This window comes from Fusicatenibacter saccharivorans (genome assembly GCF_027667425.1).
GTDB classification, from domain to species: domain Bacteria; phylum Bacillota; class Clostridia; order Lachnospirales; family Lachnospiraceae; genus Fusicatenibacter; species Fusicatenibacter saccharivorans.
Map to the genome: position 1 here is coordinate 136295 of NZ_JAQEGR010000003.1, position 25175 is coordinate 161469.

The 25175-nt window shown below is 35.5% G+C and carries 34 protein-coding genes and 3 pseudogenes; 33 read left to right on the top strand and 4 right to left on the bottom strand.

The annotated features are described in order from the left end of the window. Positions 1 to 249: 249 nt before the first annotated feature. The 3 genes from PGS38_RS04045 to PGS38_RS04055 all read right to left on the bottom strand — a co-directional run bounded on the left by PGS38_RS04045 (position 250) and on the right by PGS38_RS04055 (position 2717). Positions 250 to 1542: a sensor histidine kinase gene (locus PGS38_RS04045; RefSeq protein ID WP_270402340.1), complete on the bottom strand. Its 1293-nt coding sequence runs from the start codon at positions 1540 to 1542 to the stop codon at positions 250 to 252. Continuing rightward, positions 1532 to 2263: a LytR/AlgR family response regulator transcription factor gene (locus PGS38_RS04050; RefSeq protein WP_270402339.1), complete on the bottom strand. Its 732-nt coding sequence runs from the start codon at positions 2261 to 2263 to the stop codon at positions 1532 to 1534. Before PGS38_RS04050 ends, PGS38_RS04045 begins: the two co-directional genes overlap by 11 nt. A 109-nt stretch (positions 2264 to 2372) precedes the next feature. Beyond that, positions 2373 to 2717: a helix-turn-helix domain-containing protein gene (locus PGS38_RS04055; RefSeq protein ID WP_270402338.1), complete on the bottom strand. Its 345-nt coding sequence runs from the start codon at positions 2715 to 2717 to the stop codon at positions 2373 to 2375. 192 nt (positions 2718 to 2909) lie between these two features. On the opposite strand from PGS38_RS04055, the gene PGS38_RS04060 reads away from it, so the two are divergent. From PGS38_RS04060 to PGS38_RS04170, 24 genes and pseudogenes are all read left to right on the top strand, one after another. Continuing rightward, a complete protein-coding gene (locus PGS38_RS04060; protein WP_270475955.1) occupies positions 2910 to 3122 on the top strand; it encodes a cyclic lactone autoinducer peptide in 213 nt (70 codons plus the stop codon). After that, on the top strand, positions 3122 to 3670 hold the full coding sequence (locus PGS38_RS17755) for an accessory gene regulator B family protein (RefSeq protein ID WP_270402336.1): 549 nt from the start codon (positions 3122 to 3124) through the stop codon (positions 3668 to 3670). Before PGS38_RS04060 ends, PGS38_RS17755 begins: the two co-directional genes overlap by 1 nt. A gap of 35 nt (positions 3671 to 3705) precedes the next feature. Then, a complete protein-coding gene (locus tag PGS38_RS04065; RefSeq protein WP_270402335.1) occupies positions 3706 to 4335 on the top strand; it encodes a YczE/YyaS/YitT family protein in 630 nt (209 codons plus the stop codon). Continuing rightward, entirely contained in the window at positions 4313 to 4987 is a 675-nt protein-coding gene (locus PGS38_RS04070) for an adenine nucleotide alpha hydrolase family protein (protein ID WP_270402334.1), read from the top strand. Before PGS38_RS04065 ends, PGS38_RS04070 begins: the two co-directional genes overlap by 23 nt. Positions 4988 to 5003: 16 nt before the next feature. Further along, positions 5004 to 5402 (top strand): NUDIX hydrolase, encoded by a 399-nt coding sequence (locus tag PGS38_RS04075; protein WP_270402333.1) that lies wholly within the window; start codon positions 5004 to 5006, stop codon positions 5400 to 5402. Positions 5403 to 5419: 17 nt separating this feature from the next. Beyond that, positions 5420 to 6199 carry an HAD-IIB family hydrolase gene (locus PGS38_RS04080; RefSeq protein WP_270402332.1) on the top strand — a complete coding sequence of 260 codons (780 nt, stop codon included), beginning with the start codon at positions 5420 to 5422 and terminating at the stop codon, positions 6197 to 6199. Between the two features lie 220 nt (positions 6200 to 6419). Beyond that, positions 6420 to 6860: an RNA polymerase sigma factor gene (locus PGS38_RS04085; RefSeq protein ID WP_270402331.1), complete on the top strand. Its 441-nt coding sequence runs from the start codon at positions 6420 to 6422 to the stop codon at positions 6858 to 6860. After that, positions 6844 to 7095: a helix-turn-helix domain-containing protein gene (locus PGS38_RS04090; protein WP_270402330.1), complete on the top strand. Its 252-nt coding sequence runs from the start codon at positions 6844 to 6846 to the stop codon at positions 7093 to 7095. Before PGS38_RS04085 ends, PGS38_RS04090 begins: the two co-directional genes overlap by 17 nt. A gap of 330 nt (positions 7096 to 7425) precedes the next feature. Beyond that, on the top strand, positions 7426 to 7617 hold the full coding sequence (locus PGS38_RS04095) for a DUF6462 family protein (protein WP_270402329.1): 192 nt from the start codon (positions 7426 to 7428) through the stop codon (positions 7615 to 7617). Positions 7618 to 7729: 112 nt separating this feature from the next. Next, the gene (locus PGS38_RS04100) at positions 7730 to 7912 is read left to right on the top strand and encodes a hypothetical protein (RefSeq protein WP_242982012.1); all 183 of its coding nucleotides are present in this window, start codon (positions 7730 to 7732) and stop codon (positions 7910 to 7912) included. A 33-nt stretch (positions 7913 to 7945) separates the two neighbouring features. Beyond that, entirely contained in the window at positions 7946 to 9187 is a 1242-nt protein-coding gene (locus PGS38_RS04105; RefSeq protein WP_270402328.1) for a tyrosine-type recombinase/integrase, read from the top strand. A gap of 170 nt (positions 9188 to 9357) precedes the next feature. Continuing rightward, positions 9358 to 9840 (top strand): annotated as a pseudogene (gene metG / locus PGS38_RS04110) (methionine--tRNA ligase subunit beta); the annotation flags it as partial. A gap of 226 nt (positions 9841 to 10066) precedes the next feature. After that, entirely contained in the window at positions 10067 to 10570 is a 504-nt protein-coding gene (locus PGS38_RS04115) for a GNAT family N-acetyltransferase (RefSeq protein WP_022461045.1), read from the top strand. A 35-nt stretch (positions 10571 to 10605) separates the two neighbouring features. Further along, positions 10606 to 11334 carry a class I SAM-dependent methyltransferase gene (locus PGS38_RS04120; protein WP_055225707.1) on the top strand — a complete coding sequence of 243 codons (729 nt, stop codon included), beginning with the start codon at positions 10606 to 10608 and terminating at the stop codon, positions 11332 to 11334. 99 nt (positions 11335 to 11433) lie between these two features. Beyond that, positions 11434 to 12036, top strand: coding sequence for a Type 1 glutamine amidotransferase-like domain-containing protein (locus tag PGS38_RS04125; RefSeq protein WP_270475957.1), 603 nt, complete (start codon positions 11434 to 11436; stop codon positions 12034 to 12036). Between the two features lie 270 nt (positions 12037 to 12306). Beyond that, positions 12307 to 12495: a hypothetical protein gene (locus tag PGS38_RS04130; protein ID WP_055040005.1), complete on the top strand. Its 189-nt coding sequence runs from the start codon at positions 12307 to 12309 to the stop codon at positions 12493 to 12495. A 104-nt stretch (positions 12496 to 12599) separates the two neighbouring features. Next, the gene (locus PGS38_RS04135) at positions 12600 to 13313 is read left to right on the top strand and encodes a lantibiotic protection ABC transporter ATP-binding protein (RefSeq protein WP_055225704.1); all 714 of its coding nucleotides are present in this window, start codon (positions 12600 to 12602) and stop codon (positions 13311 to 13313) included. Then, entirely contained in the window at positions 13306 to 14037 is a 732-nt protein-coding gene (locus PGS38_RS04140) for a lantibiotic immunity ABC transporter MutE/EpiE family permease subunit (protein WP_004853398.1), read from the top strand. Before PGS38_RS04135 ends, PGS38_RS04140 begins: the two co-directional genes overlap by 8 nt. A gap of 1 nt (position 14038) precedes the next feature. Then, positions 14039 to 14779, top strand: a complete 741-nt coding sequence (locus PGS38_RS04145; protein ID WP_055040007.1) for a lantibiotic immunity ABC transporter MutG family permease subunit — start codon at positions 14039 to 14041, stop codon at positions 14777 to 14779. 14 nt (positions 14780 to 14793) lie between these two features. Further along, a complete protein-coding gene (locus PGS38_RS04150) occupies positions 14794 to 15456 on the top strand; it encodes a response regulator transcription factor (RefSeq protein WP_055195474.1) in 663 nt (220 codons plus the stop codon). Further along, the gene (locus PGS38_RS04155; protein WP_055267396.1) at positions 15444 to 16820 is read left to right on the top strand and encodes a sensor histidine kinase; all 1377 of its coding nucleotides are present in this window, start codon (positions 15444 to 15446) and stop codon (positions 16818 to 16820) included. Before PGS38_RS04150 ends, PGS38_RS04155 begins: the two co-directional genes overlap by 13 nt. A gap of 112 nt (positions 16821 to 16932) precedes the next feature. Further along, positions 16933 to 17028: pseudogene (locus PGS38_RS04160) on the top strand (DUF6462 family protein); the annotation flags it as partial. A gap of 308 nt (positions 17029 to 17336) precedes the next feature. Continuing rightward, the gene (locus PGS38_RS04165) at positions 17337 to 17552 is read left to right on the top strand and encodes a hypothetical protein (RefSeq protein WP_055221652.1); all 216 of its coding nucleotides are present in this window, start codon (positions 17337 to 17339) and stop codon (positions 17550 to 17552) included. A gap of 22 nt (positions 17553 to 17574) precedes the next feature. Then, positions 17575 to 17991 (top strand): hypothetical protein, encoded by a 417-nt coding sequence (locus PGS38_RS04170; protein ID WP_055225697.1) that lies wholly within the window; start codon positions 17575 to 17577, stop codon positions 17989 to 17991. Between the two features lie 51 nt (positions 17992 to 18042). On the opposite strand, the gene PGS38_RS04175 is transcribed toward PGS38_RS04170, so the two are convergent. Then, entirely contained in the window at positions 18043 to 18558 is a 516-nt protein-coding gene (locus PGS38_RS04175; RefSeq protein ID WP_055182202.1) for a helix-turn-helix domain-containing protein, read from the bottom strand. Between the two features lie 192 nt (positions 18559 to 18750). Here PGS38_RS04175 and PGS38_RS04180 point away from each other — a divergent pair, with 192 nt between their 5' ends. The 9 genes and pseudogenes from PGS38_RS04180 to PGS38_RS04220 all read left to right on the top strand — a co-directional run bounded on the left by PGS38_RS04180 (position 18751) and on the right by PGS38_RS04220 (position 25170). Next, a complete protein-coding gene (locus PGS38_RS04180; protein ID WP_199596441.1) occupies positions 18751 to 19407 on the top strand; it encodes a hypothetical protein in 657 nt (218 codons plus the stop codon). A 735-nt stretch (positions 19408 to 20142) separates the two neighbouring features. Beyond that, positions 20143 to 20352, top strand: a complete 210-nt coding sequence (locus tag PGS38_RS04185; RefSeq protein WP_021737557.1) for a DUF6219 family protein — start codon at positions 20143 to 20145, stop codon at positions 20350 to 20352. Between the two features lie 3 nt (positions 20353 to 20355). After that, positions 20356 to 20811, top strand: a complete 456-nt coding sequence (bcp, locus tag PGS38_RS04190) for a thioredoxin-dependent thiol peroxidase (RefSeq protein ID WP_021737556.1) — start codon at positions 20356 to 20358, stop codon at positions 20809 to 20811. Then, positions 20811 to 21560: a peroxide stress protein YaaA gene (yaaA, locus tag PGS38_RS04195; protein ID WP_055267392.1), complete on the top strand. Its 750-nt coding sequence runs from the start codon at positions 20811 to 20813 to the stop codon at positions 21558 to 21560. The genes bcp and yaaA overlap by 1 nt, the downstream gene beginning before the upstream one ends. A gap of 127 nt (positions 21561 to 21687) precedes the next feature. Continuing rightward, positions 21688 to 22095 (top strand): Fur family transcriptional regulator, encoded by a 408-nt coding sequence (locus PGS38_RS04200; RefSeq protein WP_055225693.1) that lies wholly within the window; start codon positions 21688 to 21690, stop codon positions 22093 to 22095. Beyond that, positions 22088 to 22720, top strand: coding sequence for a flavin reductase (locus tag PGS38_RS04205; RefSeq protein ID WP_117510121.1), 633 nt, complete (start codon positions 22088 to 22090; stop codon positions 22718 to 22720). Before PGS38_RS04200 ends, PGS38_RS04205 begins: the two co-directional genes overlap by 8 nt. A gap of 5 nt (positions 22721 to 22725) precedes the next feature. After that, positions 22726 to 22845: pseudogene (locus PGS38_RS04210) on the top strand (ferritin family protein); the annotation flags it as partial. Between the two features lie 22 nt (positions 22846 to 22867). Next, the gene (locus tag PGS38_RS04215; RefSeq protein ID WP_117510120.1) at positions 22868 to 23581 is read left to right on the top strand and encodes a metallophosphoesterase; all 714 of its coding nucleotides are present in this window, start codon (positions 22868 to 22870) and stop codon (positions 23579 to 23581) included. Between the two features lie 227 nt (positions 23582 to 23808). Continuing rightward, a complete protein-coding gene (locus PGS38_RS04220; protein ID WP_117761998.1) occupies positions 23809 to 25170 on the top strand; it encodes an MATE family efflux transporter in 1362 nt (453 codons plus the stop codon). Positions 25171 to 25175: the final 5 nt, after the last annotated feature.

Below are 25175 nucleotides of genomic sequence, written 5' to 3' on the forward strand. Positions count from 1 at the left end.
GTAGCAGGTTTTACAATGCCGCAATATCTGATAGGATTTCACCAGTCAATCAATGATTCTTCGGTTTTCTTCTGATTAGACAGCACGGACACAAACGACGGAATATTCATATATAAGCAGAATTTCCGTAACAAAAAGAGAAAGCCAGCGTCTTGAAACTCTGGCTTTGTAATGGAGGCTTAATAGCATCAAAGTAAATAACTTGTTCGGGCGTAAGTATTCTTTATATAACATTAATTGTTGTTGAAACTAAAGATCACATAACAATATTTTTATAGTAAACACATCTTCTGTGTAATCAATTAAAACTGAACCGTGATATTTATTAGCTACTTTTTTTATGGAATATATTCCATATCCATGATCAGTGGCATTTGACTTTGTTGTTTTGAAATCCCCAGATGGGGTTACATTAAGCACATGTTTAAAAGAATTTATACATGTAATAATTAAAGTCTGATTTTCGTATCTAGCAAAAAGCCTAATATATTTTTTGATATTATCATTTTGTAAAGTAGCTTCAATTGCATTATCAAGAATATTACCAAACAGTATTCCTAAATCAGCTGCTTGAAATGGGAGAACAGGAGGTACATTTACTTCTATCAATAAATCTATAGAAGTGTTATTTGGTATGAGTGCAAATTTACTATTTATAAGAGTGTCAAGAATAAAATTTCCAGTTTTTGATGTAATAATATTATTTTCAGGTGATATTATCTTTAAACTGTCCATATAATCTTTGGCTTTTTCATACTGGGATTCTTTCAGTAATTTAGACAGTATAGAATAATGCTGCTTAAAATCGTGGCGCATTTTCTTAAATGTAGATTGCATTTGTTCACGCTCAGCATTAGATTTTTCAAAAGCCTTTAATTGTTGTATATATATAGTATTTTGATGTCGTATCTCAAACTCTTGGGCGAGAAGAATGTATACTTTAAAAATTACTAAATTCATAGCCAAGATTATTAAAAAACTAATTATAGAAATACCAAATACAGATTTTTGATCCGATTGTCCACATAAATAAAAAATGTTATACATTATATAAAGGCTACCAGCAGGAATTAAAGTTATCAATATATAATATTTTGAAGGTATATTTTGTACTTTTTCATTTAAGAAAAATTGTCTTAAAACAACGACTAAAAACAAGGTTAAAATTTTTGATAATACTGATCCTATGAAGTTTAAATTTGTAATATTTAGGTTAATCAATAGAAAAAAAGCACCTATCAAAAATTCTTGTATAGTCCAAATAGAACAAATTAGAATAGAAACAACAATTTTGGAAAAAATGTTTCCAGTAAAGTGATATGTGCAAATAAAAAAGACTAAAATAATATTTAATATTAGTTTGAAAGAAGAGGGGATAGAAGTACAATTCATGAAGAAGAGTTGCCAAATAATATAAATAATCCAAAAGAGAGGATTGTGTTGGTGTACTTTTTGTTTTTCAAAAAAAATAGAAAAGTAAAGTTTTAGAATAATTATTGCAACGGCAACGGTAAAAATATTAACAAAAAAATTAAAATTCAATTAGTTCCTCTCCTTTAACCTGGCAGAAAACTTCGTTTACAGATTTTCTGCGTTTTTCACTTATAGTAAATTCCGTACCATCAAATAATTCAATCATATCGTACCTATATTTTTTAACGTACTTAGGATTTACAAGAAATGATTGATGGATACGATAAAAAAGAATGTTTTTTTCTTTGAGAAAATTTTCAATAACATTAAGCTTTTCATAACATTGCATAGTTCCAAATTCGGAAATAATATATGTGATTCGTTTATTGCTTTGAAAGTATAAAATTTTATCTAACTCTATTTTATAGACTTCTCGATTGAATTTATACTGAAAATATATGGGTTTTACAAAAAGTTTCTTGATGGCAGCAAGAAAGTACGATTCAAATTTTTGGGAGTCAATAGGTTTTGTTAGAAAACGAAAAGCATCAACTTCAAAAGCTTCTTTTGCAAAAGATTCATGGCTAGTAACATAAATTAAAAGGGATTTTGAACCAAGTTGTCGGAGTTCTTGAGCTGCGACTATTCCATTTTTATGTTTCATTTCAATATCTAAATATATAATATCATAAATATGACCAGTTTTGATATGCTGAAGCAGGTTTTCTCCGTCATAAAAAATATCAATATTTACGTCTAAGTTTTTAGTTTCGCTCAACAAAGTAAGATTTTTTTCTAGAGCAGAAGTTAGTATTATATCATCATCACATATTGCAATATCAATCATCATTTGTTACCTCGCAAGTGAGTATCATTAGTAGGTGCCCAATAGCACTAAGAATAACTAAGATTATCACCATTATACATAGTAAAGTATATGGATTCAATAAAAAGAAAAATTATTTTGTAAGATTTAAGGCGTACTTAAGTAATTGAGAAAGGTCATATCTTTTATCAGGGGGACATTCTTCTAATATTTTATCAAATATTAGAGTTGAATTTATATTTCCAGTTAACACATAAGTAAGATCTACATCCAATTTTTCGTGAAGCATAATTAATTTTTCTAAAGATAACCCGTGACAACCTCTTTCTATTTTTCCGTAATAGGCTGGGCTGATTTCTATTATTTCGGAAAATTCTTCTTGAGTGTATCCTTTATTCAAACGGATTTGCTTTAAACGCTTACCAATATTTGCATATAATTCTTTGGTGTTTGATTTAGATGTTATGTGTTGAGTCATGATGCCTTCACCTTCTTTAAATAATAGTTTCTATAAATGTATAATACACGACATATAGGATAGTTTTAATATATAGATATGACTTATTTTAGGTCGAATATGTATATAAATATTAAAAAAATATTAAAAACAGCATTTAGAACAATATGTGGAGTGCAAGAAAAAGTTACATGTAAGTAGGGAGAAAATTACATGCAACGGCGTATGGAAGCAGAATGGTATATACTCATATATGCAAAAGAAAGTGAGGTAATAAACATGAAGAAAGCAAAACGAAATGTAGCAGTAAATGGATTGATGATGTTGGCGTTATTTTTTAGTACAATGGCAGCTAATACGTATTGTATGTGCATTTTTTATCAACCAAGAAAACCTAAAGAATTAGAAAGATTGAAAAAATTTTAATGGAAAAATTCATAAACGAATTTGTGAAAAGATATTTTACCGGTGAAGAACTAATTATCTATCGGTATGGCTTATTAGTTGGATGCCAGTTTATTATATTTTTAGTTTTCACTATAATAATTGGAATATCCTTAGGAATGCTAGTAGAAAGCGTAGTATTTTTGTTCACTTTTTATTCAATACGTTCATATATGGGCGGAGTACATTTGTCGAGATATAAATGGTGTTTGCTATTATCGTGTACGGTTGTCGCATTACTGTTAGTGATAGTAAAATACACAAATTTGAAGAATTTTTATGGAATAGCATTATTTATATGTATGATGTTATATATATATGCAATTTGCAATATAAAATGTTATGATGCTAAGAATTTTGAGAAATGTTATTTTATTAAAAAGATAAAAGCGAATGCTGTAAAAATAGTATGCTTATATGTTTTTTTTCTCATCATTGATTATAGGGATGGTTTAGAAATTATAGTATATACCTTAGTAACGGTAATATTGGCAAAAATAATAGGGAAAAAGAAGAGGGAAAACCTTTAGAACATGAATATATCTATAGTAATAAGAGGAAAAGCATGAAATGGGAATATAAAGAAGTAAATAGAATATTGAAGTATGGCATGGGTTTAATGTTTATGGGGTGTGGAACAGTACTTATGTTGAAAAGTGATTTAGGCGTAGCGGCATTTGACGCTTTATGCATGGGGATGTCTAGAATAGTAAACTTCTCAGCTGGAAAGTGCTGTATGGCTTTAGGAATTCTAATGATTTTTTTAAATGCAATTTTGGAGAAAAAAATTCCGAATATTTTTTCATTTTTAACGAGCTTAATTGTAGGTATGTGCATTGATTTCTGGATGAAAATGATTGGTTACAATCCCAATGAAAGAGTATGCCAATTTTTCTTTTTAATAATAGGTATACTGATAAATACTTTTGGGATAGCTTTATACATATCAGCAGGATTATCTAAAGGACCAATAGATCAGTTGATGTTAAATATAAGTAATTTATTAGGCATTAGTATAAGATTGGGAAAAACATACATAGAAACAATTTTTTTAATAATTGCATTGGGACTAAAAGGACCGATAGGTATAGGTACAATTGTTGTTACTTTTGTATCAGGTGCTTTAATACAAAAATTTTTATACATAATTAAAGAAAGGAAAGAAAAACGAGATGGATATGTTACAAGAGAATAAAAATAAAAATGTGGTGGTTTTATTTTCGGGAGGGATAGATTGCAGCTTAGTTTCCCTATTGCTGAGAAAAGAGGGGTATAGGGTGCATTTATTGCATTATGATCATGGAGCAAGCATCTCTAATGGGTTGCATCGAATTAGATTTCAAGAGTTAAAAAATTTAATGGGAGAAGAAAATGTTTTGCTACAAGAATTATCGCATAGAGGACTTTTCCGCAAACTGGCTTTGGCAAATATAGAAAATGATTTTGCACAGTACAAAACGAATATGATTTGTTTAGGATGTAGATTGGCGATGCATATAGAAACGATTACATATTGCTTGAAAAATGATATACATATTGTGGCGGATGGAAGTGTGAAATATCAAAATGATTTTCCAGAGCAAAATGGCGTGGCACTAGAAATTTTTAGAGGGCTATATGAAAAGTATGGAATAGAATATAAGACATTATTATCAGAAGTTAATTCAGCCAAAGATGTGAAATATAGATTATTAGATAATGGAATTTCTATACAGTCTATGGAGGATACATGCTTATTTAGCAATACGTTTAACAAGGCAGAAGAAAAATCTATAAAGGAATTTTTAAATGCAAGGTTGCCTGTTTGTGATACGTATATAGAAGAAAAATTGTGCTTGATGAAGTAAAGGGAGGCAGATGACTATGATTGATAAAGTAGGTGGCATAATAATAAAAAACAAAAAAGTTCTCGTTGTTCGTAAAAAAACAAAAGAAAATTTCCCGGAATTTATTATTCCCGGTGGGAAAAGGGAAATAGGAGAAACAGATGTAGAAACGTTACAGCGTGAAATACAAGAAGAAGTAAACTTGAAAGTTGTGAAGGCGGAATATGTAGATGAGTATGAAGATATAGCAATTTTTGAGAAAATTCCAATTGTGGTAAAGGTATATTTATGTGAAGTAGAAGGAGAAGTAAATATAGATAATGAAATAAAAGAGTTTTGCTGGATTGATAAAGATTATAAGAAAAACGGAATAAAAGTAGCTTCTATTTTAGAAAAATTTGTTTTACCTGAATTAATAAGGCGCAAACTGATTTGATAAGAGGGATAAGCGATATGAGAAACATGTTTGTATTTGATTTAGATGGAACAATAATTATAGACAACCAGATGTTAGATTCAGTTTTGTATGAAACATTAAAGTCATTGGAGAAAAGAAAAGAAAAAATAGTTTTTGCTACTTCAAGATCATTGAGAGGCGTAAAAAAAGTACTGCCAAAGCAATTGCTGAATCATCCGTTAATTTTGTGCAATGGAGCATTTGCAGTTTTAGATAATGAAGTTATCGCACACGCAAGTATTCCGAAAGAGGTATACGAGAAAATATGTTATTATTTGGAAAAAAATAATATTCCATTTTACTTAGACATGGGAAATGAAATCTTTATTCCAAAGGATAGTGAACTTGATTTTTTTAAAATATTAAAAGAAGAGGCGAAAAATGAGAGGGTATATCATGAATGGGGTGACATAAAGGGTAAGGTATATAAAATAGGTGTGGTTACAGGAATTAGTTCGGGTATATTGAAAAAGATAGAAGATATTAGTGGAAAAATTAAAATTTATCAACACACAGACAAAACAATAGATATAGTTCCAGAAAATTGTTCGAAATGGAAAATGTTACAAGAACTTGGATTGACTGCCGATGTGAAAAAGATCATAGTGTTTGGAAATGATGCCAATGATATGGAAATGATACAAAATGCAGACATAGGAGTGGCGGTATATTCTCCTAATAAAAAACTATGTGAAGTGGCAGATATGCGAGTGCTTGATAGTTCACCTGATAGTTTAGTGAAAAAGATAGAGGATATTTATGAGATTTTGAAGTAACTAAAAAATATGTATTACGCAGATTAGAACAGATGAGATAGCGAGAACAGTAGATAATAACTACTATTCTCGCTTTTTAATTATGAAAATTTATTCATTTTAATTTACAAGAATAAATTTATTTTGTTCATAGTCGAACATTTGATGTACATCATTCGGGATAAGAACGAAAGGAAAAAGACTTTTGCTCTTATCTTCAAATAGGGAGGAGGTGAACTCTATGGAGCAATCTTCTTCCTATGATGAAGAAACAATTAGGCACCAATTTGATCGTAAATGTAAATTGGCTTTGCAAGGAGAAAAAATAGATTATGAAAGGCATCTTTCATATCGTCAGAAACACGAAGTTTTGTTTTGCGAATTACCGGAAACAGAATTTTGGAAACTTTCTACAGTAGATGAATATACAGCAGAAAGCTATTTCCTAACAGATGAACAATTTGATGTGAAGATAAAAAATGAATTGTTGGCGAAAGCAATAGAAACGCTGACAGAAAGAAAAAAAGAAGTCATTTTTTTATCTTATTTTCAGGGAATGTCGGATGCTGCAATTGCTCGTAAGTTAAATCTTGTGAGAAGTACAGTATGTGAACATCGGACACGATCTTTAGAACTGTTGAAAAATACGATGGAGGAATATGGATATGAAAACTACAGATAAAAATGAAAAGAGCATAAATGTGTTACCGTTTGCTGTTGTTCAAAAGGCAGTGGAGGGAGATATTGTATCAATCAATAAAGTAATGAAACATTATGAGGGATACATATCTTGCTTGTCTGTACGAAAAATGTATGACGAATATGGAAATGAGTATTATTGTGTAGATGAAACTTTGCGTAGCAGATTAGAATCAAAATTACTGAAAACAGTTTTAGGATTTAAATTGATACACTAAAAATTCTTGAAAAATAATGAGTATTGCACCTTGATAATTAGATATTCTTCCTGCAGAACATAGAAAGTAGTGGAGCCGGTAATCAGTACGCCATGACTATTGAATTTTTCAACTTTGCGACATCATGTCATAAAGCTGAGTGATACGAGCGAGTAATATTGAGTTGCAAACAAAAATGGGAATTTTGTGCGAGGATACTATTTTTGATAATGATACTTCCGGAGAAGGCTGTCCGGTCTGAAAAGATGGTGAAAATCCAATGTGACTATATCCCGTAGTCATCTGCAGGATTATTTAAAATAATGTCGTTAAAGAAAAGGAATAAAAAATATGCAAAGAGAAACAAAAAAAGAAAAAAGGAAAAGATTGGTCAGATATAAAGAAGGTGCAGAAATGTATAGTATGGGGCTGAACAAGTTTCAGGCATTAGCAAAAGATGCCGGAGCTATTTTAAAGATAGATCGTATGGTACTGGTTGATTTGGATATATTTGATGAGTATCTTGAAACATTTCGAGTATAGAGGATAAATGTATTTTATATAGGGGAAAGATTTTTCAAAATGAAGAAAAACGCACTTGACTTATGGTTAAACTAAAAGTATAATAAAGGAGAAATGAATGGAGGTGTATAGAGTGGCGAAGATGGGAAGACCAAAGTCAGCAAATCCGAAAAATACTTTGATTGGATTGAAGTTGACGGAAGAAGAAGCCACAAAATTAAAAGAATATGCGTCCAAACATGACATGACCATAACAGACGTGCTACAAAAGGGAATTGATTTGCAATATGCAATGGAAGATTCCGAAAGAAGCTAAATGTGAGAACTCTTTCCTTGAGAAAGGAGAACAATGACATATTCAAGGAAAGATAAGAAAGGCAGAGTATTAAGAAAGGGAGAAACACAACGTAAATGTGATGGGAAATATGTATATACATATACGGATACGTTAGGTAGAAGACGGAGCATTTATTCAAAAGATATTAAGACATTAAGAGAACGTGAAGAACAGTTAATCAAAGATCAATTGGATGGCTTGGATACTTATGTTGCAGGGAGTGCAACGGTTAATTTTGTTTTTGATAGATACATTTCTACAAAATCAGAGTTAAGAGCCACAACGAGAACGAACTACAAATATATGTATGATCGTTTTGTGAGAAATGGCTTTGGTAAAAAGAAGATTTCTACTATCAAGTTCTCAGATGTTCTACAGTTCTATCATCATTTGCTGAAAGATAAGAAAATACAAGTGAATACACTTGAGATTATTCAGACAGTGTTGCATCCAACCTTTCAATTAGCAGTAAGAGATAATATTATTAGAAATAATCCGAGTGATGGAGTAATGGCACAAATCAAGAAGTTGCCCGGAAGAAATCATGGTGTAAGACATGCCTTAACCTTAGAGCAACAAAGAGCTTTTATAAGATATGTTGAAGATAATGAAAAATTTGAAAACTGGGTGACATTATTCAAGTTTTTGCTTGGTACTGGTTGCAGAATAGGCGAAGCAGTAGGAATCCGATGGGAAGACATAGATTTCAAAAAGAGGCTCATTAGTATTAATCATAGTTTGGTTTATTACAGTAGAGAATATAAAGAACATTCGATGTGTTCATTTTCTATATCATTGCCAAAGACTGAGGCGGGTATACGGATTATCCCTATGATGGATACAGTTTATGAAGCTCTGAAAAAAGAATATGCTTTTCAAGAAGAAAATGGATTTAATGAAACAGAAATTGATGGCATGACAGGATTTATTTTTTCAAATCGCTTTGGAAATGTACATAATCCGCAAGCTATCAATAGAGCCATTAAACGTATATATGAGGCGTATAATGCTGAAGAAGTAGTAAAAGCTGCTAAGGAAAAAAGAGAGCCGATTTTAATACCACATTTTTCATGTCATCATTTGAGGCATACTTTTTGTTCTAGGTTTTGTGAAAATGAAACAAATTTAAAGGTAATTCAGTCTATCATGGGACATGCAGATATTGAAACTACGATGGACATTTATGCAGAAGTTACCGAAACAAAAAAACATGAGTCGATACAAGAACTGGCAAGAAAATTAGATGTATTTTAGGAAAGAGTCTGATTTGGTTTTGCTGAGGAGGTACGACAAAATTTGTAAAGTACGACAGGAGTACGACAAACTAAGAAGTCTTAATCAGGTTTAAGAGTTCATAAAATAAGTGATAAAAGGCAATTCAGTGTTGCAATAAAGGAAAATAAATTGTATACTATATGCTAGGAATCGCAATCCCGACAATGAAATCACAGGGCGCTGCTAAGAACGAAGCAAACAACGCAGCTCAGTCTGGTGCAGCAGCTCCGGCAGAGACAAAAGTAGCTGAGAAGGTTGATTTCTCCAATGTGAAGATTGAACCAATCTTTGAAGAAATGGTTGATTTCGATACATTTGCAAAATCTGATTTCCGTGCAGTTAAGATTCTTGAGTGTGAAGCAGTTCCGAAATCCAAGAAGCTTCTGAAGTTTGTACTGGATGACGGAGAACGCAAGGATCGCGTGATTTTAAGTGGTATTCACGAGTATTACGAGCCGGAAGAACTGGTTGGTAAGACAGCAATCGCTATCGTTAACCTGCCACCGAGAAAGATGATGGGAATTGATTCCGAGGGTATGCTGATTTCAGCAGTACACGAGGAAGATGGTCACGAGGGACTGAACCTTCTGATGGTAAATGACAGAATCCCAGCAGGTGCTAAGCTCTATTAAGATGATGTAAAGATGTACCGTTTTACCAAATAGACGGGACGTACTTCATTTGATAAAAAACTAAAAAAACAGCGATTTACATTAAACTTACATCAATTGATGCAGAAATCGGTGCAAGCAAGGGAAAATCGCATAATTAGTGCAATGGGTGGGCAATTCCAATCGGAGTTGCCCATTTTCTAAAATGAATGGAAATGCAAATCGATATTTAGCGAGGTAAAGATATATGCTTCATTTAGAAAAAGTAAATGGTAATAATGTCTGGGATATCCTGAAACTGACGGTATCGAAATCGCAGAAGAACTTCGTTGCCACCAATGAGATCAGCATCATTGAAGCGTATACTGCAATTACGGGAAACGGTCATGCATTCCCGTTTGGTATATATGATGAGGATAAGCCTGTAGGCTTCCTGATGATTGGTTTTGATGTTGATGATTATTGGACGGATGCACCTGAAATTGCAAAGGGAAACTATAATCTGTGGCGTCTTATGATCGATAAGGCATATCAAAACAGAGGGTACGGAAAAGAAGCGGTCAGCCTTGCATTAGAGTTCATAAAATCTATGCCTTGTGGAGAAGCGGAATACTGTTGGCTATCATATGAACCCGATAATGCAGTTGCCCGTCAGATGTATCGCTCTTTCGGTTTCGAAGAAACCGGTGAAATGGACGGCGAAGAACTGATCGCTGTTCTGAGACTGCAATTAACAACTTCAAGTTTTTGAAACTGAGAAATAGGAAGTTGTGGAGGTAATTATCAATGAGAAATATTTACGATAATAGTGAATTTTTTGCCGCATATGCGGAAATGGGAAGAAGCAAAGATGGTCTGAAAGCTGCTGGAGAGTGGCATCAGTTGCAACCGTTATTCCCTAAATTACAGGGAAAAAAAGTTTTGGATTTAGGATGTGGTTACGGTTGGCATTGCAAATATGCCGCACAAATGGGAGCTACTGAAATTCTTGGTATTGATAGTAGTCAAAAAATGATTGCAAAAGCAGTAGCTGATAACTCTGATGACAAAATCAAGTATAAAGTTTGCGGTGTTGAAGAATACATTTATCCTGAAAATACTTATGACCTAGTTGTTTCTAACCTGGTACTGCACTATATCGAAAATTTAGCTAATGTTTATCAAAAGGTGTATTGCACATTAAAAGTAGGTGGGTATTTCCTATTCAATATTGAACATCCGACTTTCACCGCAGGTGTTAATGAGGATTGGATTTATGATGAAAATGGGAAACCTAAATATTGGCCAATCGACAATTACTATTACCCAGGCGAAAGAGAAACCAATTTTCTTGGTCAACGAGTAATTAAACAGCACCACACATTAACGCAGATATTGAATCCACTTATAAAATGTGGTTTTCAAATTGAGGCTATTGAGGAAGCAATGCCTCCGGCAGATATGATGGGTATGCCGGGAATGTGTAATGAAATGCGTAGACCTATGATGTTGTTGGTTAAGGTTAAAAAGGTTTAATAAACAACTTCTAGTTTGTAGATGCAAATACATAGTAATTATGGTGTAGGGGACAAGGAATTGTTCCTTGCAAATCGCAATTTATAAAGGAGAATATTGATGAACCTATTTTTATGTTCGCACTTTTCAAGTGTAGGAAGTCTGATAAAGGAAGAAGTTGAAAATAAAAAAGTCGCATTTATTCCAACAGCTTCGCTGCGTGAAGGCTACACCGGTTATGTCGGCTCGGCTCGAAAATTATTCAAAAAGTTGGGAGCAATCGTAACTGAAATTGATATTTCAACGGAGGCTTATTCAACGATACAGTCTGTTTTTGAAGATGCGGATGTGATATATTTTACCGGCGGAAATTCTTTTTTCCTTATAGACCAGCTCCGTAAAACGGGAACGGATGAGCTGTTGAAGAAAGAATTGGCAAAGGGAAAACTGATGATTGGTGAATCGGCAGGTGCGATTATATGCGCTCCAAGCATCCAATATATCGAGCAAATGGATAAAAAGCCAGAGGACTACTCACAAGAAGATGATGCAGGGCTTGATTTGATTGATTTCTATGTTCTTCCGCATTATCTTACAGCACCATTTAAGAAAGTTACCGAGAAAATAATGACTGAGTTTTCGGATTTGAATCTATGCCCAATTAACAACCGTCAGGGAATTGTAATTGATGGTGAAGGTTCAAAGGTTATTTGTAAAGACTAATTTGAAAATTCAAGTTTGTCGGACTTACTCTACAATAATCAAAGACCGCTTACATCGTGTAGGCGGTCTATTTTCTTATTCAGAAATATTTGATTTTGAGCTTTCTTTTCTTGGCTGACATTACCTTGCAGAGAACATTGTCAACCCCGTCGGTATATCTGCCTTGTGCTATCAGGCTGTTCTTTAAACGGATAAGTGATTGTATTACTCTGCCATATTCGTCATCATTAAGATAGATGAAGCACTTGAATTGATGGGCAGGTAGACTATATGTATGGAGAAGCACTTTATAAGCCTGAAATGAAAGAAGGAAATCCTATAAGGTTATATAGTTTGGATGAAATCACGGAGATATTCGGTAAATTAGGACTTCGTATTTGTAACAGCTTTGCTGATTTCAGTGGAAAGCCGAGTTCTGATAATGATATTCAATTGATGGTTTATTCCATACGAGAATAAAAATAGAGTAGACGAATTATTTAGCAATCTTCATCAAATCTTTATTTTTTTCTGTTAGGTTATATTTCAGTAAGAAATGAAATATGGAAGGAAGGATAGTAAAGATGGAAATGATGTTGCAGACACAAAATTTGTGTAAATATTTTAGAAAGCAGAAAGCGGTAAATAATGTTTCACTTAATATAGAAAAGAAACAGATTTATGGACTGCTTGGACCGAATGGTGCGGGAAAATCTACCACATTGAAAATGTTGACTGGTATGATGAAACCAACTGCAGGAAAGATTTACTTTGATGGAAAACTTTGGGATAGGAAAGATTTATCAAAAATAGGAGCGTTAATTGAGAATCCGCCTATTTATGAAAATCTTTCCGCCAGAGAGAATTTGAAGGTAAGACAATTATTGCTTGGTACAGATGAAAACAGAATTGATGAGGTCTTGCAGATTGTATCACTTACAAACACCGGAAAGAAGAAAGCAGGACAGTTTTCTTTGGGAATGAAGCAAAGACTAGGCATTGCAATGGCATTGCTTGGAGAACCGGAACTTTTGATATTGGATGAACCTACGAATGGATTAGATCCAATAGGAATCGAGGAATTACGAGAGCTGATCCGGTCTTTTCCGGAACAGGGAATCACTGTAATTCTCTCCAGTCATATTCTCTCAGAGGTACAGTTACTTGCAGATAAAGTCGGGATTATTTCAGGTGGAATCTTAGGATACGAAGGAGCATTAAAGCAGGGAGATAATCTTGAAGATTTGTTTATGAATGTGGTAAGAAAAAACCAGAAAGCAGGTGAAATCCATGGTTAATATTATAAAAGCAGAACATCAAAAAGCCAAAAGAACCATGCGAAAAAAGTTTATCTGGGGATTTCCTCTTCTTACATTTGTCATGGCATTTATATTTACTCTTGGGATGACAAATGCTTATGCAGAAAGTGTTTGGAACTGGTGGTATACACTTTTGCTGCCGGGGATGATTGCTCTATTTTGTTATCTTTCTGTGGCGCAGGAGAAAAAGATAAAATACTATCATTTAATGACTATTCCCACAGATAGAAGAAAATTGTTGCTGGGGAAAATTATTTATATTGGGTACATGATTTTGTTTTCTAATGTGATTGTGTTTGCAGGAGCAACGCTTGGAGGCTTTCTTCTAACGACACATGTTCCAGTTGGAGGAGCGTTGATTGCAGTATTGTTTCTGACGGTTTCTGAGTTATGGGAGATTCCGGTAGCTTTATTTTTAAGTGAACGATTTGGAATGATTGTAAACCTGTTCGTCTGCCTGTTTATTACCGTCAGCGGTGTGGTAATATCACAAACCAGAATCTGGTATGTACTTGTTTCTGCAATCCCTATGCGAATGATGTGCCCGTTGCTTCATGTTTTACCAAATGGACTTGCCGCAGAAGCAGGGAATCCTCTTTTGGATACGGGAGTCATTGTTCCGGGAATGTGTCTCTCAATCATCTGGTTTGTTTTTGTAACGGTTCTGTTTTTGAAATGGTTTGAGAGAAGAGAGGTGAAATAAGATGATTGGAAGATCTCTTAATGCAGACTTGCGAAAGATGAAAGGAACATCTGTGATTCTGGCACACTTACTGATTCCGATTATAACCAGCGTTATATTTTTAATATATTACTTTTTTTCACCATGGAATGAAAATATGAAAGTGATTGCATTTTATCAGGCAATAGGAGCAGGACTTCCGGTACTTATTGGAATTTTTACAGCAAGTGTGATGGAACAAGAACAAAATGCAGGTAATTTTCAAAACCTGTTGTCTTTACCGGATAAACCTGCAGCATTTTTATCGAAACTGTTGATGCTACTGGTTTTGTGTCTGTGCTCTATCCTATTGACAGCAATCATATTCGGAATTGGATTTGGAAGAATCGCATCAAGCGATATCGAAATCATGAAAGGATGTATATTTGCAGCATTGCTGCTGTGGGGAAGCAGTGTTCCACTTTATCTGTGGCAGCTGATTCTGGCTTTTCAGTTTGGAAAAGGGGTATCCATTGGAGCAGGGATTATATCAGGACTAATTAGTGCATTGATGCTTACCGGACTTGGAGATTATGTGTGGAAATATGTATTTGTCTGCTGGACGGGTAGAGTACCATATACTTATCTGCAATCTGTATTGGGAGAAACTAGTGTAGGTGAATGGTTGTCATTCATACCAGGTTGCTTAATATTTACAGGGATTAGTATGGTATACTATTTTTGGTGGGTAAACCACTGGGAAGGAAACAGAATATCGGAATAGAATCGAGGGAAACTATGGCAAAAATACTGGCAGTTGATGATGAACCGGCAATTCTGGAAATGATAGAAAGCATTTTGAATAAGGATGGACATCTGGTTACCAAAGTAAGTAATCCACTAAAAATTAATATGGAAGAATTACATCGTTATGACCTGATTTTACTGGACATTATGATGCCTGGAATTGATGGCTTCGAATTATGCAAAAGAATTAGGATACTTGTGGATTGTCCGATTTTGTTTCTTACGGCAAAAACGGAGGAAAACAGTCTGGTAAACGGACTCTCTTTAGGAGCAGATGATTATATTTCAAAGCCATTTGGAGTGATGGAACTTCGGGCAAGGATCAATGCACATCTTAGAAGAGAGCACAGGGAACATTCTGTCCGGATGGTTTTAGGGAGAGTCTGCATTCAGATGTCTCAAAAGAAACTGTTGATGGATGATAAAGAACTTCCGTTTACGAAAGCAGAGTACGAAATCTGTGAATTTCTGGCTAAAAACAGAGGACAGGTTTTCTCGAAGGAACAGATATTGGAAGCGGTCTTTGGCTTTGACAATGAGAGTAATGACAGTACTATAATCACGCATATCAAAAATATAAGAGCAAAATTTGCGGATTATGATTATATGCCGATAAAAACAGTCTGGGGGATTGGATATAAATGGGAAGAGTAAAGAGAAGCAATGCACTCAGCAGGATTTTTATGAGATATGTACTGGTCATGCTTGGATCATTAGTTGGTTTGGTGATTGTTGCTTATCTGCTGCTGTGCCTTTTGATTAGTGTGGGCTGTATTTATCCGGCAAATTATGCAGAGCAAAAGATTAATGAAGCATATGATACGATTCTACGTGCAGATAAAGTGACTGCTGAGATGATTCCCGCACTTTGTGATTATGTAATCTTTTCAGAGAATGGAGAGAAAATAGGTGGAGATCTGTCAGAACAATACGAACAGATAGCATGGAATGTTGCAAAGTACGGAAACGCATCCGGGAAATATTTTTATAAAGTAATTGTAAGGGAAAATGAATATGTTGTATTGCAATATCGCCTGACACCTCAATATCATTCAGCTTTTTTGAGGGAGCATTTTATAGGACCACAGAATGTGATGAGTATTATGTCAGTGATTGGAGCGGTAGCGATTATCATCATTCCGTCCATACGTTTTGGAAAAAGAATCAAAAAGCAGATGCAGCCTGTATTAGACGCAATCAGACAAATAAAGGATCAAAATCTGGAATATGAGACATCCTGTTCCGGTATCAAAGAGTTTGATGACTGTTTATCGGCAATCGATGATATGCGAGATGCATTGCGAGAATCTTTAGAAAAGCAGTGGAAAACAGAGCAGGAAAAGAAACAACAGATGTCTGCTTTGGCGCATGATATTAAAACACCTCTTACGATTGTACGGGGAAATGCAGAACTACTTTCAGAGACTGAACTGACCACAGAACAGAAGAATAATATCACTTATGTTTTGAACGGCACAACACAGATACAAAGTTATGTAAAACAGTTGATAGATGTCACAAAATCATGGAATTGCAGTGATGTTACCTATACAACGGTGAGGTTAGAAGATTTTTTCGCAGATATAAAGGAACAGGCACTCGGACTGGTAGAAATCTATCACCAGAAAATAGATTGGAAGGCGGGACAAAGTGATAAAAAGGTAACGATTGCTTATGATCCAATGTTCCGAGCCGTAATGAATGTGATTCAGAATGCAGTGGAGCATACAAAAGAAAATGGAATCATTTATATTGACGCAAAGGAGCAGGATGGCCGGCTGACATTCATTGTGGAGGATAGCGGATCAGGATTTACAAAAGAAGCATTATTGCATGGCACAGAGCAGTTTTTTATGGATGACACAAGTAGAAATGGCGAAGCCCATTATGGAATGGGACTATTTTTTGCAAAAACTGTGGCTGAAAAATATGGTGGAGGTATTAAACTTTCAAATTCTGAAAATACAGGTGGGGCGAGGGTAGAAATATTTTTCCTGAGTAGTCAAGAAACAAGCTAAATGAAAAGTCTAATCCCCCAGCATAGCTGGGGGATTAGACTTTTCATTTATACGGATATTCGCAAACTACAAGATAAAGCCAAAACTTCATATACTCTAACAGTTAGCGAAAGATGCCAGAGCAGTATACCATGTCAAACGAATTGTGTTAGTTAATCTGGATCTTATTGATGAATATCTGGAAGCATTCCGTGATGAAGAATTTTGATGAAAGAACAGGAGGAACAACTATTCCTCGAAAATTGAGAATTACATATGTTCAATTCTTTGTATTAGGTATATATTTTGAAAAGTTATCCGGTTATACTGACAATATCAAAAGGCAGAACTGTTAGAATGAGGTGAGCAGATGGATACAGCACAGAGAATAAGGATAATTCGGATGATTGAAAAAATAGAGAAGAACCCAGAATTCAGTAGTAAAATCGGTGTGAGAAATACATCTGAGTTTATATCAAGTAAACAATCAAAAAAATGAATGATTCAAATCATAACAGGAGTCAGAAGGAGTAGAATATGTTATCGTTATTATTTGCTATATGCATGATCTGGTTTATTGGAAAATTTTTTATATTTGGTGTAAAAGCATCCTGGGGAATCTTAAAGCTGCTCTGTACAGTTGTATTTTTCCCGGTGATTTTGATAGGAATGGTTGTTGGCGGACTGATTTATATTGCACTTCCATTGTTGATCATCGGCGGAATCATTGCACTTATATCATCTAACTCATAAAAATACGAGGAGGGAAGAAATTATGGGATATGATATAGAAAAAGAGAAACGAGAAGCGATTGAAGCAGGACAACGTGCGTTAAGTAGTCTTCGGACAGCAAAAGAGAACCTGAACAGTGCAAAGAATTGGGGCTTGGTGGATATGTTTGGCGGTGGATTCTTTTCTACGATGTTGAAACACTCCAAGATGGATCAGGCAAGACAAAATATGGAACAGGCGAAATATGATCTTCGTAATTTCAGTAGGGAATTAAATGATGTGAACGTGGCTTGTAATTTAAACATCAATACTGGAGACTTCTTATCCTTTGCAGATTATTTTTTTGATGGATTTGTTGTGGATTGGATGGTGCAGGATCGAATCAATAATGCTAGACATCAGGTGGAAGAAGCTATCCGCAGAACGGAATACATCATAAACCAGTTACAGCATATGTAAAGGAAAGAGGCAGTGAACCATAAATAGGTTCGCTGCCTTGTTTTTTCATACTTATTTCTGTTTCTTTTTTTCTTCTCTGAGCAATTCGATGTTTAGTCCCTGCTCTCCGGCTGTTTTATCAACCCAGAGATTCAGAGAATCTATTGCCAGAGAAATTTCATCCAGTTTGTTGCTGATAAAAGCAAAATCCTTGATCTCATCATCACTGATCTTACCGTCACGGGCAATCTGGATCAGACGTGTGGTAAGAGGATTAATCTCATTCAGACTGGCAATGGTTTCCAGGATTATATTGGACAAGTCAGAAACTTCGACTTCCGGGACATAACGGTGACCGATTTCGCATTTATGAGAGCAGTAATAATTGCAGAGATCTGGTCGCCCGTAAGCGTCTGCCATCTGGATAATATCATAAGGTGTAGGTTCCTGCATTTCATATTCAAATTTTTCAATTTTAGAATCAGAAACAGCAGTCATTTTTTCGCTGGCTTCTAATCTGGTAAGACCGGCTTCTTCCCGGCAAATCTGATAAATTGTTTTATTTTCTCTTGTAGATTGTTTCCCCATGAGAATAACCTCCCCGTATATCGCCGAACATGAGAATTATCAGGTGTTAAGTCCACATGCTGTGCGTGTATTTTCTTTATAGATTTTATTATACTTGAAGCATCAGTAAACAACAAGTGCATTGTTGATACGGAATTATGAAAGGAAGAAAAAACATGAGGAAAACTAGAAGTGATTGTAGAGTAGGAACATTTGAAAAGAAGCATGGTCTTCCACCGGGGACTATTAGAAACAAAAATGGAAGAGATACCAGAAGTGACAAAAAAATTGGCACCATTCGCAAAGAAGCAAAGTAGGAACATAATCATGGAAAAGAAAATAAGAAAAAGATATCATTCAGAAGAAGCTGTAAAAAAAGCGTTAAAAATTGAATCATTTCGAAATTTAACAAAGGATAAAGTGATGGAGTTTACATCTATGATTCCATATATGGAAAAGGAAGTGGCGCTTGAAATAATAAAGCAGTTCCCAGTATATGTAGAGTTTGTGGAATCAGCAATAGAAAATTATACACAGTTATGCAAAACAATTTTAGAAACAAATAAAGAAGAATATGAACAAGCAGTTCATGCACATCAGTATGTTCTTGAGACCTTCGCAAATCAGCTGGAACAAGAAAACTTAACAGAGGAGGAAAGAAGGGACTTTTCTGAAAAAATGATGGAAGAAGCTGATAAAATAACGGAATTATATTTACAGCAGCAGAAATTTCATGAGCGAGTGTTCAAGACGATTGGGGGAGTTGTAACATTAGCTTTGGGAGTGACGGTAACAATGTTAGGTTTAAAAGCAATTGGTAGCGATGAAGATTTACCTCAACTAGATGATGAGAATCAGAATGTTGCATAATAGCTTTATCTATAATTGAAAACAACAAGATGGAAAGGCTCAGGAAAAAGTATTCTGGGCCTTTTGTCTTAGAAGGATAGCAGTATAAAAGAGCAGGGATTTTTATACCCCATCTATTGATATACACTGTAACCATCAAAGAAGATTAAATCATAAAATTCAAAGAAATGGAGGAGTTGGCAATGGAAGGTTTTAACACTGGTGATGGTTACATGGGATTGGAGACTGTGAGAAAAAGTCTGTAACACTTTTTCTATGCGAACCCTACAAAAATATTAGAAGAATAACGTATGCAAAACTTCCTGTTTGCCAACTTGCCCTTTGAGAGAGGAAAAATCCTTTTCTCAAAGGGCTTTTTTGTTTATACGGATATTCGCAAACTTACAAGATAAAGCTAAAATTTCATATACTCTAAGCACAAGGAGGTTGAGGTTTATGAGCCAAACAGCACAGTGTCTAAGGCATATAAGCCACGAACCTGGTATACATTCTGCCAAATGGGAACAATGACGCAGGGTATCTGTAAATTAAAAAATAATGAAAAGAAGAATAAAAAAATACAACACGAAAGGATGCGTCAAGGTAATGCAAGAATTATCGTGATACATCCTTTTGTATTTGGATTGAGTATTTTTCTTTCCCTGCTTGTCAAAAGTAATGGATGGAATGTATAATATTGTTAATGATCCAGAGATATTTATTTTGGAAACAGCTTAATCAATTTGGAGGTATAAAATGAAAGCACATAAGTATTGGTCAATCGGAGCGTTAATTACTATGATTGGAACTTTTTATACTGGATATAAAGGATCCAAATCAGGTCATAGGTATTTTGCGTGTAGCACTCTTATATGTATGATCATGTCTATGTATACGGGACATAAAATGATTTCAGGTAATAAAAGAACAAGAAAACAGGTGGAAAATACAAAAGCGGAGGAATAGTAAATGTTAGAGTTAGGAAAAAAAGCACCGGACTTTGAATTGCCGGATCAGAATGGAGAAATGCATAAATTAAGCGATTATGCAGGAAAAAAAGTGATCTTATATTTTTATCCAAAGGATAATACACCAGGATGTACGAAGCAGGCATGTGGCTTTTCTGAGCGTTATCCACAGTTTACTGAGAAGGGAGCTGTTATTCTCGGAGTAAGCAAGGACTCTGTAGCGTCTCACAAGAGATTTGAAGAAAAATACGGACTGGCATTTACGCTATTAGCAGATCCGGAGCGTAAAGTTATTGAAGCATATGATGTCTGGAAAGAAAAGAAAAATTATGGAAAAGTATCTATGGGTGTAGTAAGAACTACATATCTTATTGATGAGCAGGGAATCATTATAAAGGCAAATGATAAAGTCAAGGCGGCAGATGATCCTGAAAATATGCTTAAGGAATTGGCATAATGAAGATTATTTTATCACCTGCAAAAAAGATGATTGTAGATACCGATAACTTAGCACCGGTTGAACTGCCTGTCTATATTGATAAGACAGCAGAAGTATTAAACTGGATGAAAAGCAAATCAAAAGAAGAACTGAAAGCTATCTGGAAATGTAATGACAAGATTGCAGAGCAGAACTTTAACAGATTGGAAAATATGGATCTTTATAACAGGCTTACTCCGGCTGTTTTAGCATATGAAGGGATTGCATTTCAATATATGGCACCATCTGTGTTTGAAATCCAGCAGTTTGAGTATTTGCAAAATCATTTAAGAATCTTGTCTGCGTTTTATGGCATTTTAAAACCAATGGATGGTGTGACTCCTTATCGTCTTGAAATGCAGGCAAAGGTTGGAATTGGAGATGCAAAAAATCTGTATGAGTACTGGGGAGAATTGTTATACCGCTCAATAATCGATGACAGGAGGATTATCATTAATCTTGCATCAAAAGAATACTCAAAATGTATAGAAAAGTATCTGACATCACAGGACAGATATATTACGATTGTATTTTGTGAGTTATCCGGAGATAAATTGGTAACAAAAGGTACCTATGCCAAGATGGCTCGGGGTGAAATGGTCAGATTCATAGCGGAAAATAATATTGAAAATCCGGTGGAGATTCAGAAATTTGATAGACTCGGATATTCGTTTAGGTCTGATTTATCTTCAGATTCAGAATATGTATTTGAACGCAAAATAAAATAGTTATTCAGGTAAAAGATGCTCAGTTTGACAGTTTTTATAATAATGAGAATTATTACTATTTTTATTGACAGCAGGATGATGGTGGTATATAATCCTTATTAAGAACTAATCCTAATAAGGAGGACGAATGACAAGTAGGAGAAATACCATTCAAAAAGATCTCGTAAGAAATACCGTATACGAAATGAGAAGACACGTTACGGCGAATGAAGTGTATGAATTTATAAAAGAAGCATATCCAACAATTGGAAAAGGAACGGTATATAGAAATCTTGATATATTGGTAGAGGAAGGTGCATTAAGAAAGGTTGAAGTTCCGAATGGACCGAACCGGTTTGATTTTACATTGAAAAATCATTACCATGTAAGATGTATAAAGTGCGGTGAAATTTTTGATGTGGATATGGATCAAATACCGGATTTACTGGAAAGAATTCATAACACTCATGGAATTGAATTTGTGGATTATGATATTTCATTTAAAGGCATTTGCCCGAAATGCAGGGAGAAGGTAAAGGAGGAACAGCATGGATAGGAAAGCAATGTATAAGTTGAGTTATGGACTGTTTATATTGACCGCTAAAGAAGCAGAAAAAGATAACGGATGCGTCATTAATACAGCCATTCAGGCAGCTTCGGAACCAAACCAGTTAAGTATCTGTGTAAATAAGGCAAATTATACGCATGATATGATTCAAAGAACCGGAAAATTTACTGTATCAGTTTTAAGTCAGAAGGCACAATTTGAATTGTTCAAACATTTTGGCTTCCAATCAGGAAGGGATACCAATAAGTTTGAAGCATTTGAGCAGTGTGCCAGGGGCACAAATGGTATTTATTATATTACAGAAGGTACAAATGCATACATTTCTGTGACAGTTACTAAAACAGAGGACTTGGGTTCACATACGATGTTTATCGGTGAGATAACCGATATGGAAGTTTTAAGCAATGTTCCTTCAGTAACATATGATTATTATCAGAATAATATTAAGCCTAAGCCACAGGAGGTTGGAAAAACAGAGGACAGTCAGACAATATGGCGTTGCAGAATTTGCGGATATGAATATGTAGGCGAGGAATTACCAGATGACTTTATATGTCCTTTGTGCAAGCACCCGGCATCAGATTTTGAAAAAGTAGTAAAGAAACGGAGGTAAAAGAGATGGCGGCAAACGAATATGCAGGAACACAGACAGAGAAGAATTTACAGGAGGCATTTGCAGGGGAATCACAGGCAAGAAATAAGTATACCTATTTTGCTTCTGTAGCGAAAAAGGAAGGTTAGTATAAGAAGGTATGATGGTATGAAGATATTAGTAATTCCTGATGTTCATCTTAAACCGCAGATGTTTAAACAGGCTACAGCTCTTATGCATCAGGGAATTGCCGATCGAGCGGTATGTCTGATGGACATCCCTGATGATTGGGACAAGCAATATAATGTCGGACTTTATGAAGAAACTTATGATGAGGCTGTTCGGTTTGCAAAAGCATTTCCGGAAACAGCCTGGTGCTACGGGAATCACGATTTGAGTTATCTGTGGCATTGTCTGGAGAGCGGTTATAGCTCCATGGCTTCAATGACAGTGCAAAGAAAGTTGTTGGATTTGCGAGAGGCTGTTCCAGAAGATAATCCCATTAAATATGTTCAGAGAATAGACAATGTTCTCTTTTCTCATGGAGGCGTACTGAATTTCTTTGTAGAGGAATATGTTCCGCGAGCAAAATATAATGATGTGGATGCTGTGCTAGAGACGATTAATCAGCTCGGAAGAATCGAGATGTGGAATGATGCATCGCCGATCTGGCTGAGACCACAGCATTCAAAAATGAGATTATATAAGCCACGTAAGTTGTTGCAGGTTGTAGGTCATACACCTATGGATGCAATTACGAAAGAGGGAAATCTGATTAGCACGGATGTGTTTTCAACTTACAGAGATGGAAAGCCAATTGGAACAGAGGAGTTCCTCTTGCTCGATACAGTGACATGGGAATACTGCGGAATTAAGATGTAGAATCCGATACGTAATTGGATGCATATTATGTCTGCGTCTCAAATACGCTGCTTCTTTTTCATACTCTGTAATGGAAAACCAACGAAAATCTCTTTTTACCTCAAAAGAAAGTAATAGCCACCAAAAATATCGGAAAAACTTTGTGAAAAAATAGAATTGTGTTTCGCAAGGGTCCCCTGTAAAATAGCGGCAGGAGGAGAAAGAGAGAAAAGGAGCTTCTTAATCTTATGGGAACAAATGAAAAGAATATGACTGCGGGATCCCCCGGAAAACTGATCATAACGTTTGCCATACCACTGATGCTCGGAAATATTTTCCAGCAGTTTTATACGATGGCGGACACCATGATTGTTGGCCAGGTGGTAGGAGTAGAAGCGTTGGCGGCAGTAGGCGCCGGAGACTGGCTGGTCTGGCTGGTGCTGGGCATCATGACAGGTATCACACAGGGCTTTTCGATTCTTGTATCGCAGTACTATGGAGCAGGGGAAAAGGAAAATCTGAAATGTGCGGTGGCGAAAAGCTATATTATGACAGCATTACTGTCTGTGATTGTACTTGCAGTAAGTGAAGGCGCAGTTTATCACGTTCTTTTATTTTTGCAGACACCGGATAATGTTATTGATCTGACGATGCTATATTTGCGGCTGATTTTTGCGGGAGTCCCGATTATAGCTGCCTATAATATCTTTGCGGCGATCCTGAGGGCACTTGGAAACAGCAGATCTCCATTGATTGCAATGACCGTGGCAGCAGTGATCAATGTGGGACTTGACCTGCTGTTTGTGGCAGTTTTTGGCTGGGGCGTAGCCGGAGCAGCCGTGGCGACTGTTATTGCACAGGGATTTTCAGCCTTGTACTGTCTGCTTGTATTACGGAAAATCAGGGATATCCGACTGGAAAAGGAGGATTTTTACAGGCAGCCGTCTATGAGTCTGCGGCTTTTGAAGCTGGGGACTCCTCTTGCCATACAGAACGTGATCATTTCTGTGGGAGGACTTACGGTGCAGTATGTGATCAATGGCTTTGGCTTTCTGTTTGTAGCCGGATTTACGGCAACGAACAAGCTGTATGGAATTTTGGAGATGGCAGCCGTTTCCTATGGATATGCGATTACAACGTATGTAGGGCAGAATCTTGGCGCAAAGAAATATCAGAGAATCCGAAAAGGTGTGCGCAGCGGTACGTATATGGCAGTGCTCACTTCTGTTTTCATTTCCGGTATGATGGTGCTGATTGGGCGTAATATATTGTCTCTGTTTGTATCCGGTGAACCGGAGCAGATCCGACAGGTATTAGATATTGCATATAAGTATTTGTTTATCATGGCTGTCTTTTTGTGGATACTGTATTTGCTGCATGTGTATCGTTCCGCGATCCAGGGGCTGGGCAATACTTTGATTCCGCTTGCCAGCGGCATTGCAGAATTTGTGATGCGTGTCAGCGTTGCGCTGCTGCTGCCGAAATGGATCGGCGAAGAGGGAATATACTATGCCGAGATCTGTGCATGGAGCAGTGCGGCTGTTTTACTGATCATAAGCTATATGATTCTGATACGAAAATATAAAGATGCTAAAACGTCAGAAAGCTGATGCAG

Coding starts and splice junctions, on each gene's coding strand:
- PGS38_RS04050 (WP_270402339.1), bottom strand. CDS start 2,263: ATGATGATTGATATTGCAATATGTGATGATGATATAATACTAACTTCT.
- PGS38_RS04055 (WP_270402338.1), bottom strand. CDS start 2,717: ATGACTCAACACATAACATCTAAATCAAACACCAAAGAATTATATGCA.
- PGS38_RS04060 (WP_270475955.1), top strand. CDS start 2,910: ATGCAACGGCGTATGGAAGCAGAATGGTATATACTCATATATGCAAAA.
- PGS38_RS17755 (WP_270402336.1), top strand. CDS start 3,122: ATGGAAAAATTCATAAACGAATTTGTGAAAAGATATTTTACCGGTGAA.
- PGS38_RS04065 (WP_270402335.1), top strand. CDS start 3,706: ATGAAATGGGAATATAAAGAAGTAAATAGAATATTGAAGTATGGCATG.
- PGS38_RS04070 (WP_270402334.1), top strand. CDS start 4,313: ATGGATATGTTACAAGAGAATAAAAATAAAAATGTGGTGGTTTTATTT.
- PGS38_RS04075 (WP_270402333.1), top strand. CDS start 5,004: ATGATTGATAAAGTAGGTGGCATAATAATAAAAAACAAAAAAGTTCTC.
- PGS38_RS04080 (WP_270402332.1), top strand. CDS start 5,420: ATGAGAAACATGTTTGTATTTGATTTAGATGGAACAATAATTATAGAC.
- PGS38_RS04085 (WP_270402331.1), top strand. CDS start 6,420: ATGGAGCAATCTTCTTCCTATGATGAAGAAACAATTAGGCACCAATTT.
- PGS38_RS04090 (WP_270402330.1), top strand. CDS start 6,844: ATGAAAACTACAGATAAAAATGAAAAGAGCATAAATGTGTTACCGTTT.
- PGS38_RS04095 (WP_270402329.1), top strand. CDS start 7,426: ATGCAAAGAGAAACAAAAAAAGAAAAAAGGAAAAGATTGGTCAGATAT.
- PGS38_RS04105 (WP_270402328.1), top strand. CDS start 7,946: ATGACATATTCAAGGAAAGATAAGAAAGGCAGAGTATTAAGAAAGGGA.
- PGS38_RS04115 (WP_022461045.1), top strand. CDS start 10,067: ATGCTTCATTTAGAAAAAGTAAATGGTAATAATGTCTGGGATATCCTG.
- PGS38_RS04120 (WP_055225707.1), top strand. CDS start 10,606: ATGAGAAATATTTACGATAATAGTGAATTTTTTGCCGCATATGCGGAA.
- PGS38_RS04125 (WP_270475957.1), top strand. CDS start 11,434: ATGAACCTATTTTTATGTTCGCACTTTTCAAGTGTAGGAAGTCTGATA.
- PGS38_RS04130 (WP_055040005.1), top strand. CDS start 12,307: ATGTATGGAGAAGCACTTTATAAGCCTGAAATGAAAGAAGGAAATCCT.
- PGS38_RS04135 (WP_055225704.1), top strand. CDS start 12,600: ATGGAAATGATGTTGCAGACACAAAATTTGTGTAAATATTTTAGAAAG.
- PGS38_RS04140 (WP_004853398.1), top strand. CDS start 13,306: ATGGTTAATATTATAAAAGCAGAACATCAAAAAGCCAAAAGAACCATG.
- PGS38_RS04145 (WP_055040007.1), top strand. CDS start 14,039: ATGATTGGAAGATCTCTTAATGCAGACTTGCGAAAGATGAAAGGAACA.
- PGS38_RS04150 (WP_055195474.1), top strand. CDS start 14,794: ATGGCAAAAATACTGGCAGTTGATGATGAACCGGCAATTCTGGAAATG.
- PGS38_RS04155 (WP_055267396.1), top strand. CDS start 15,444: ATGGGAAGAGTAAAGAGAAGCAATGCACTCAGCAGGATTTTTATGAGA.
- PGS38_RS04165 (WP_055221652.1), top strand. CDS start 17,337: ATGTTATCGTTATTATTTGCTATATGCATGATCTGGTTTATTGGAAAA.
- PGS38_RS04170 (WP_055225697.1), top strand. CDS start 17,575: ATGGGATATGATATAGAAAAAGAGAAACGAGAAGCGATTGAAGCAGGA.
- PGS38_RS04175 (WP_055182202.1), bottom strand. CDS start 18,558: ATGGGGAAACAATCTACAAGAGAAAATAAAACAATTTATCAGATTTGC.
- PGS38_RS04185 (WP_021737557.1), top strand. CDS start 20,143: ATGAAAGCACATAAGTATTGGTCAATCGGAGCGTTAATTACTATGATT.
- bcp (WP_021737556.1), top strand. CDS start 20,356: ATGTTAGAGTTAGGAAAAAAAGCACCGGACTTTGAATTGCCGGATCAG.
- yaaA (WP_055267392.1), top strand. CDS start 20,811: ATGAAGATTATTTTATCACCTGCAAAAAAGATGATTGTAGATACCGAT.
- PGS38_RS04200 (WP_055225693.1), top strand. CDS start 21,688: ATGACAAGTAGGAGAAATACCATTCAAAAAGATCTCGTAAGAAATACC.
- PGS38_RS04205 (WP_117510121.1), top strand. CDS start 22,088: ATGGATAGGAAAGCAATGTATAAGTTGAGTTATGGACTGTTTATATTG.
- PGS38_RS04215 (WP_117510120.1), top strand. CDS start 22,868: ATGAAGATATTAGTAATTCCTGATGTTCATCTTAAACCGCAGATGTTT.
- PGS38_RS04220 (WP_117761998.1), top strand. CDS start 23,809: ATGGGAACAAATGAAAAGAATATGACTGCGGGATCCCCCGGAAAACTG.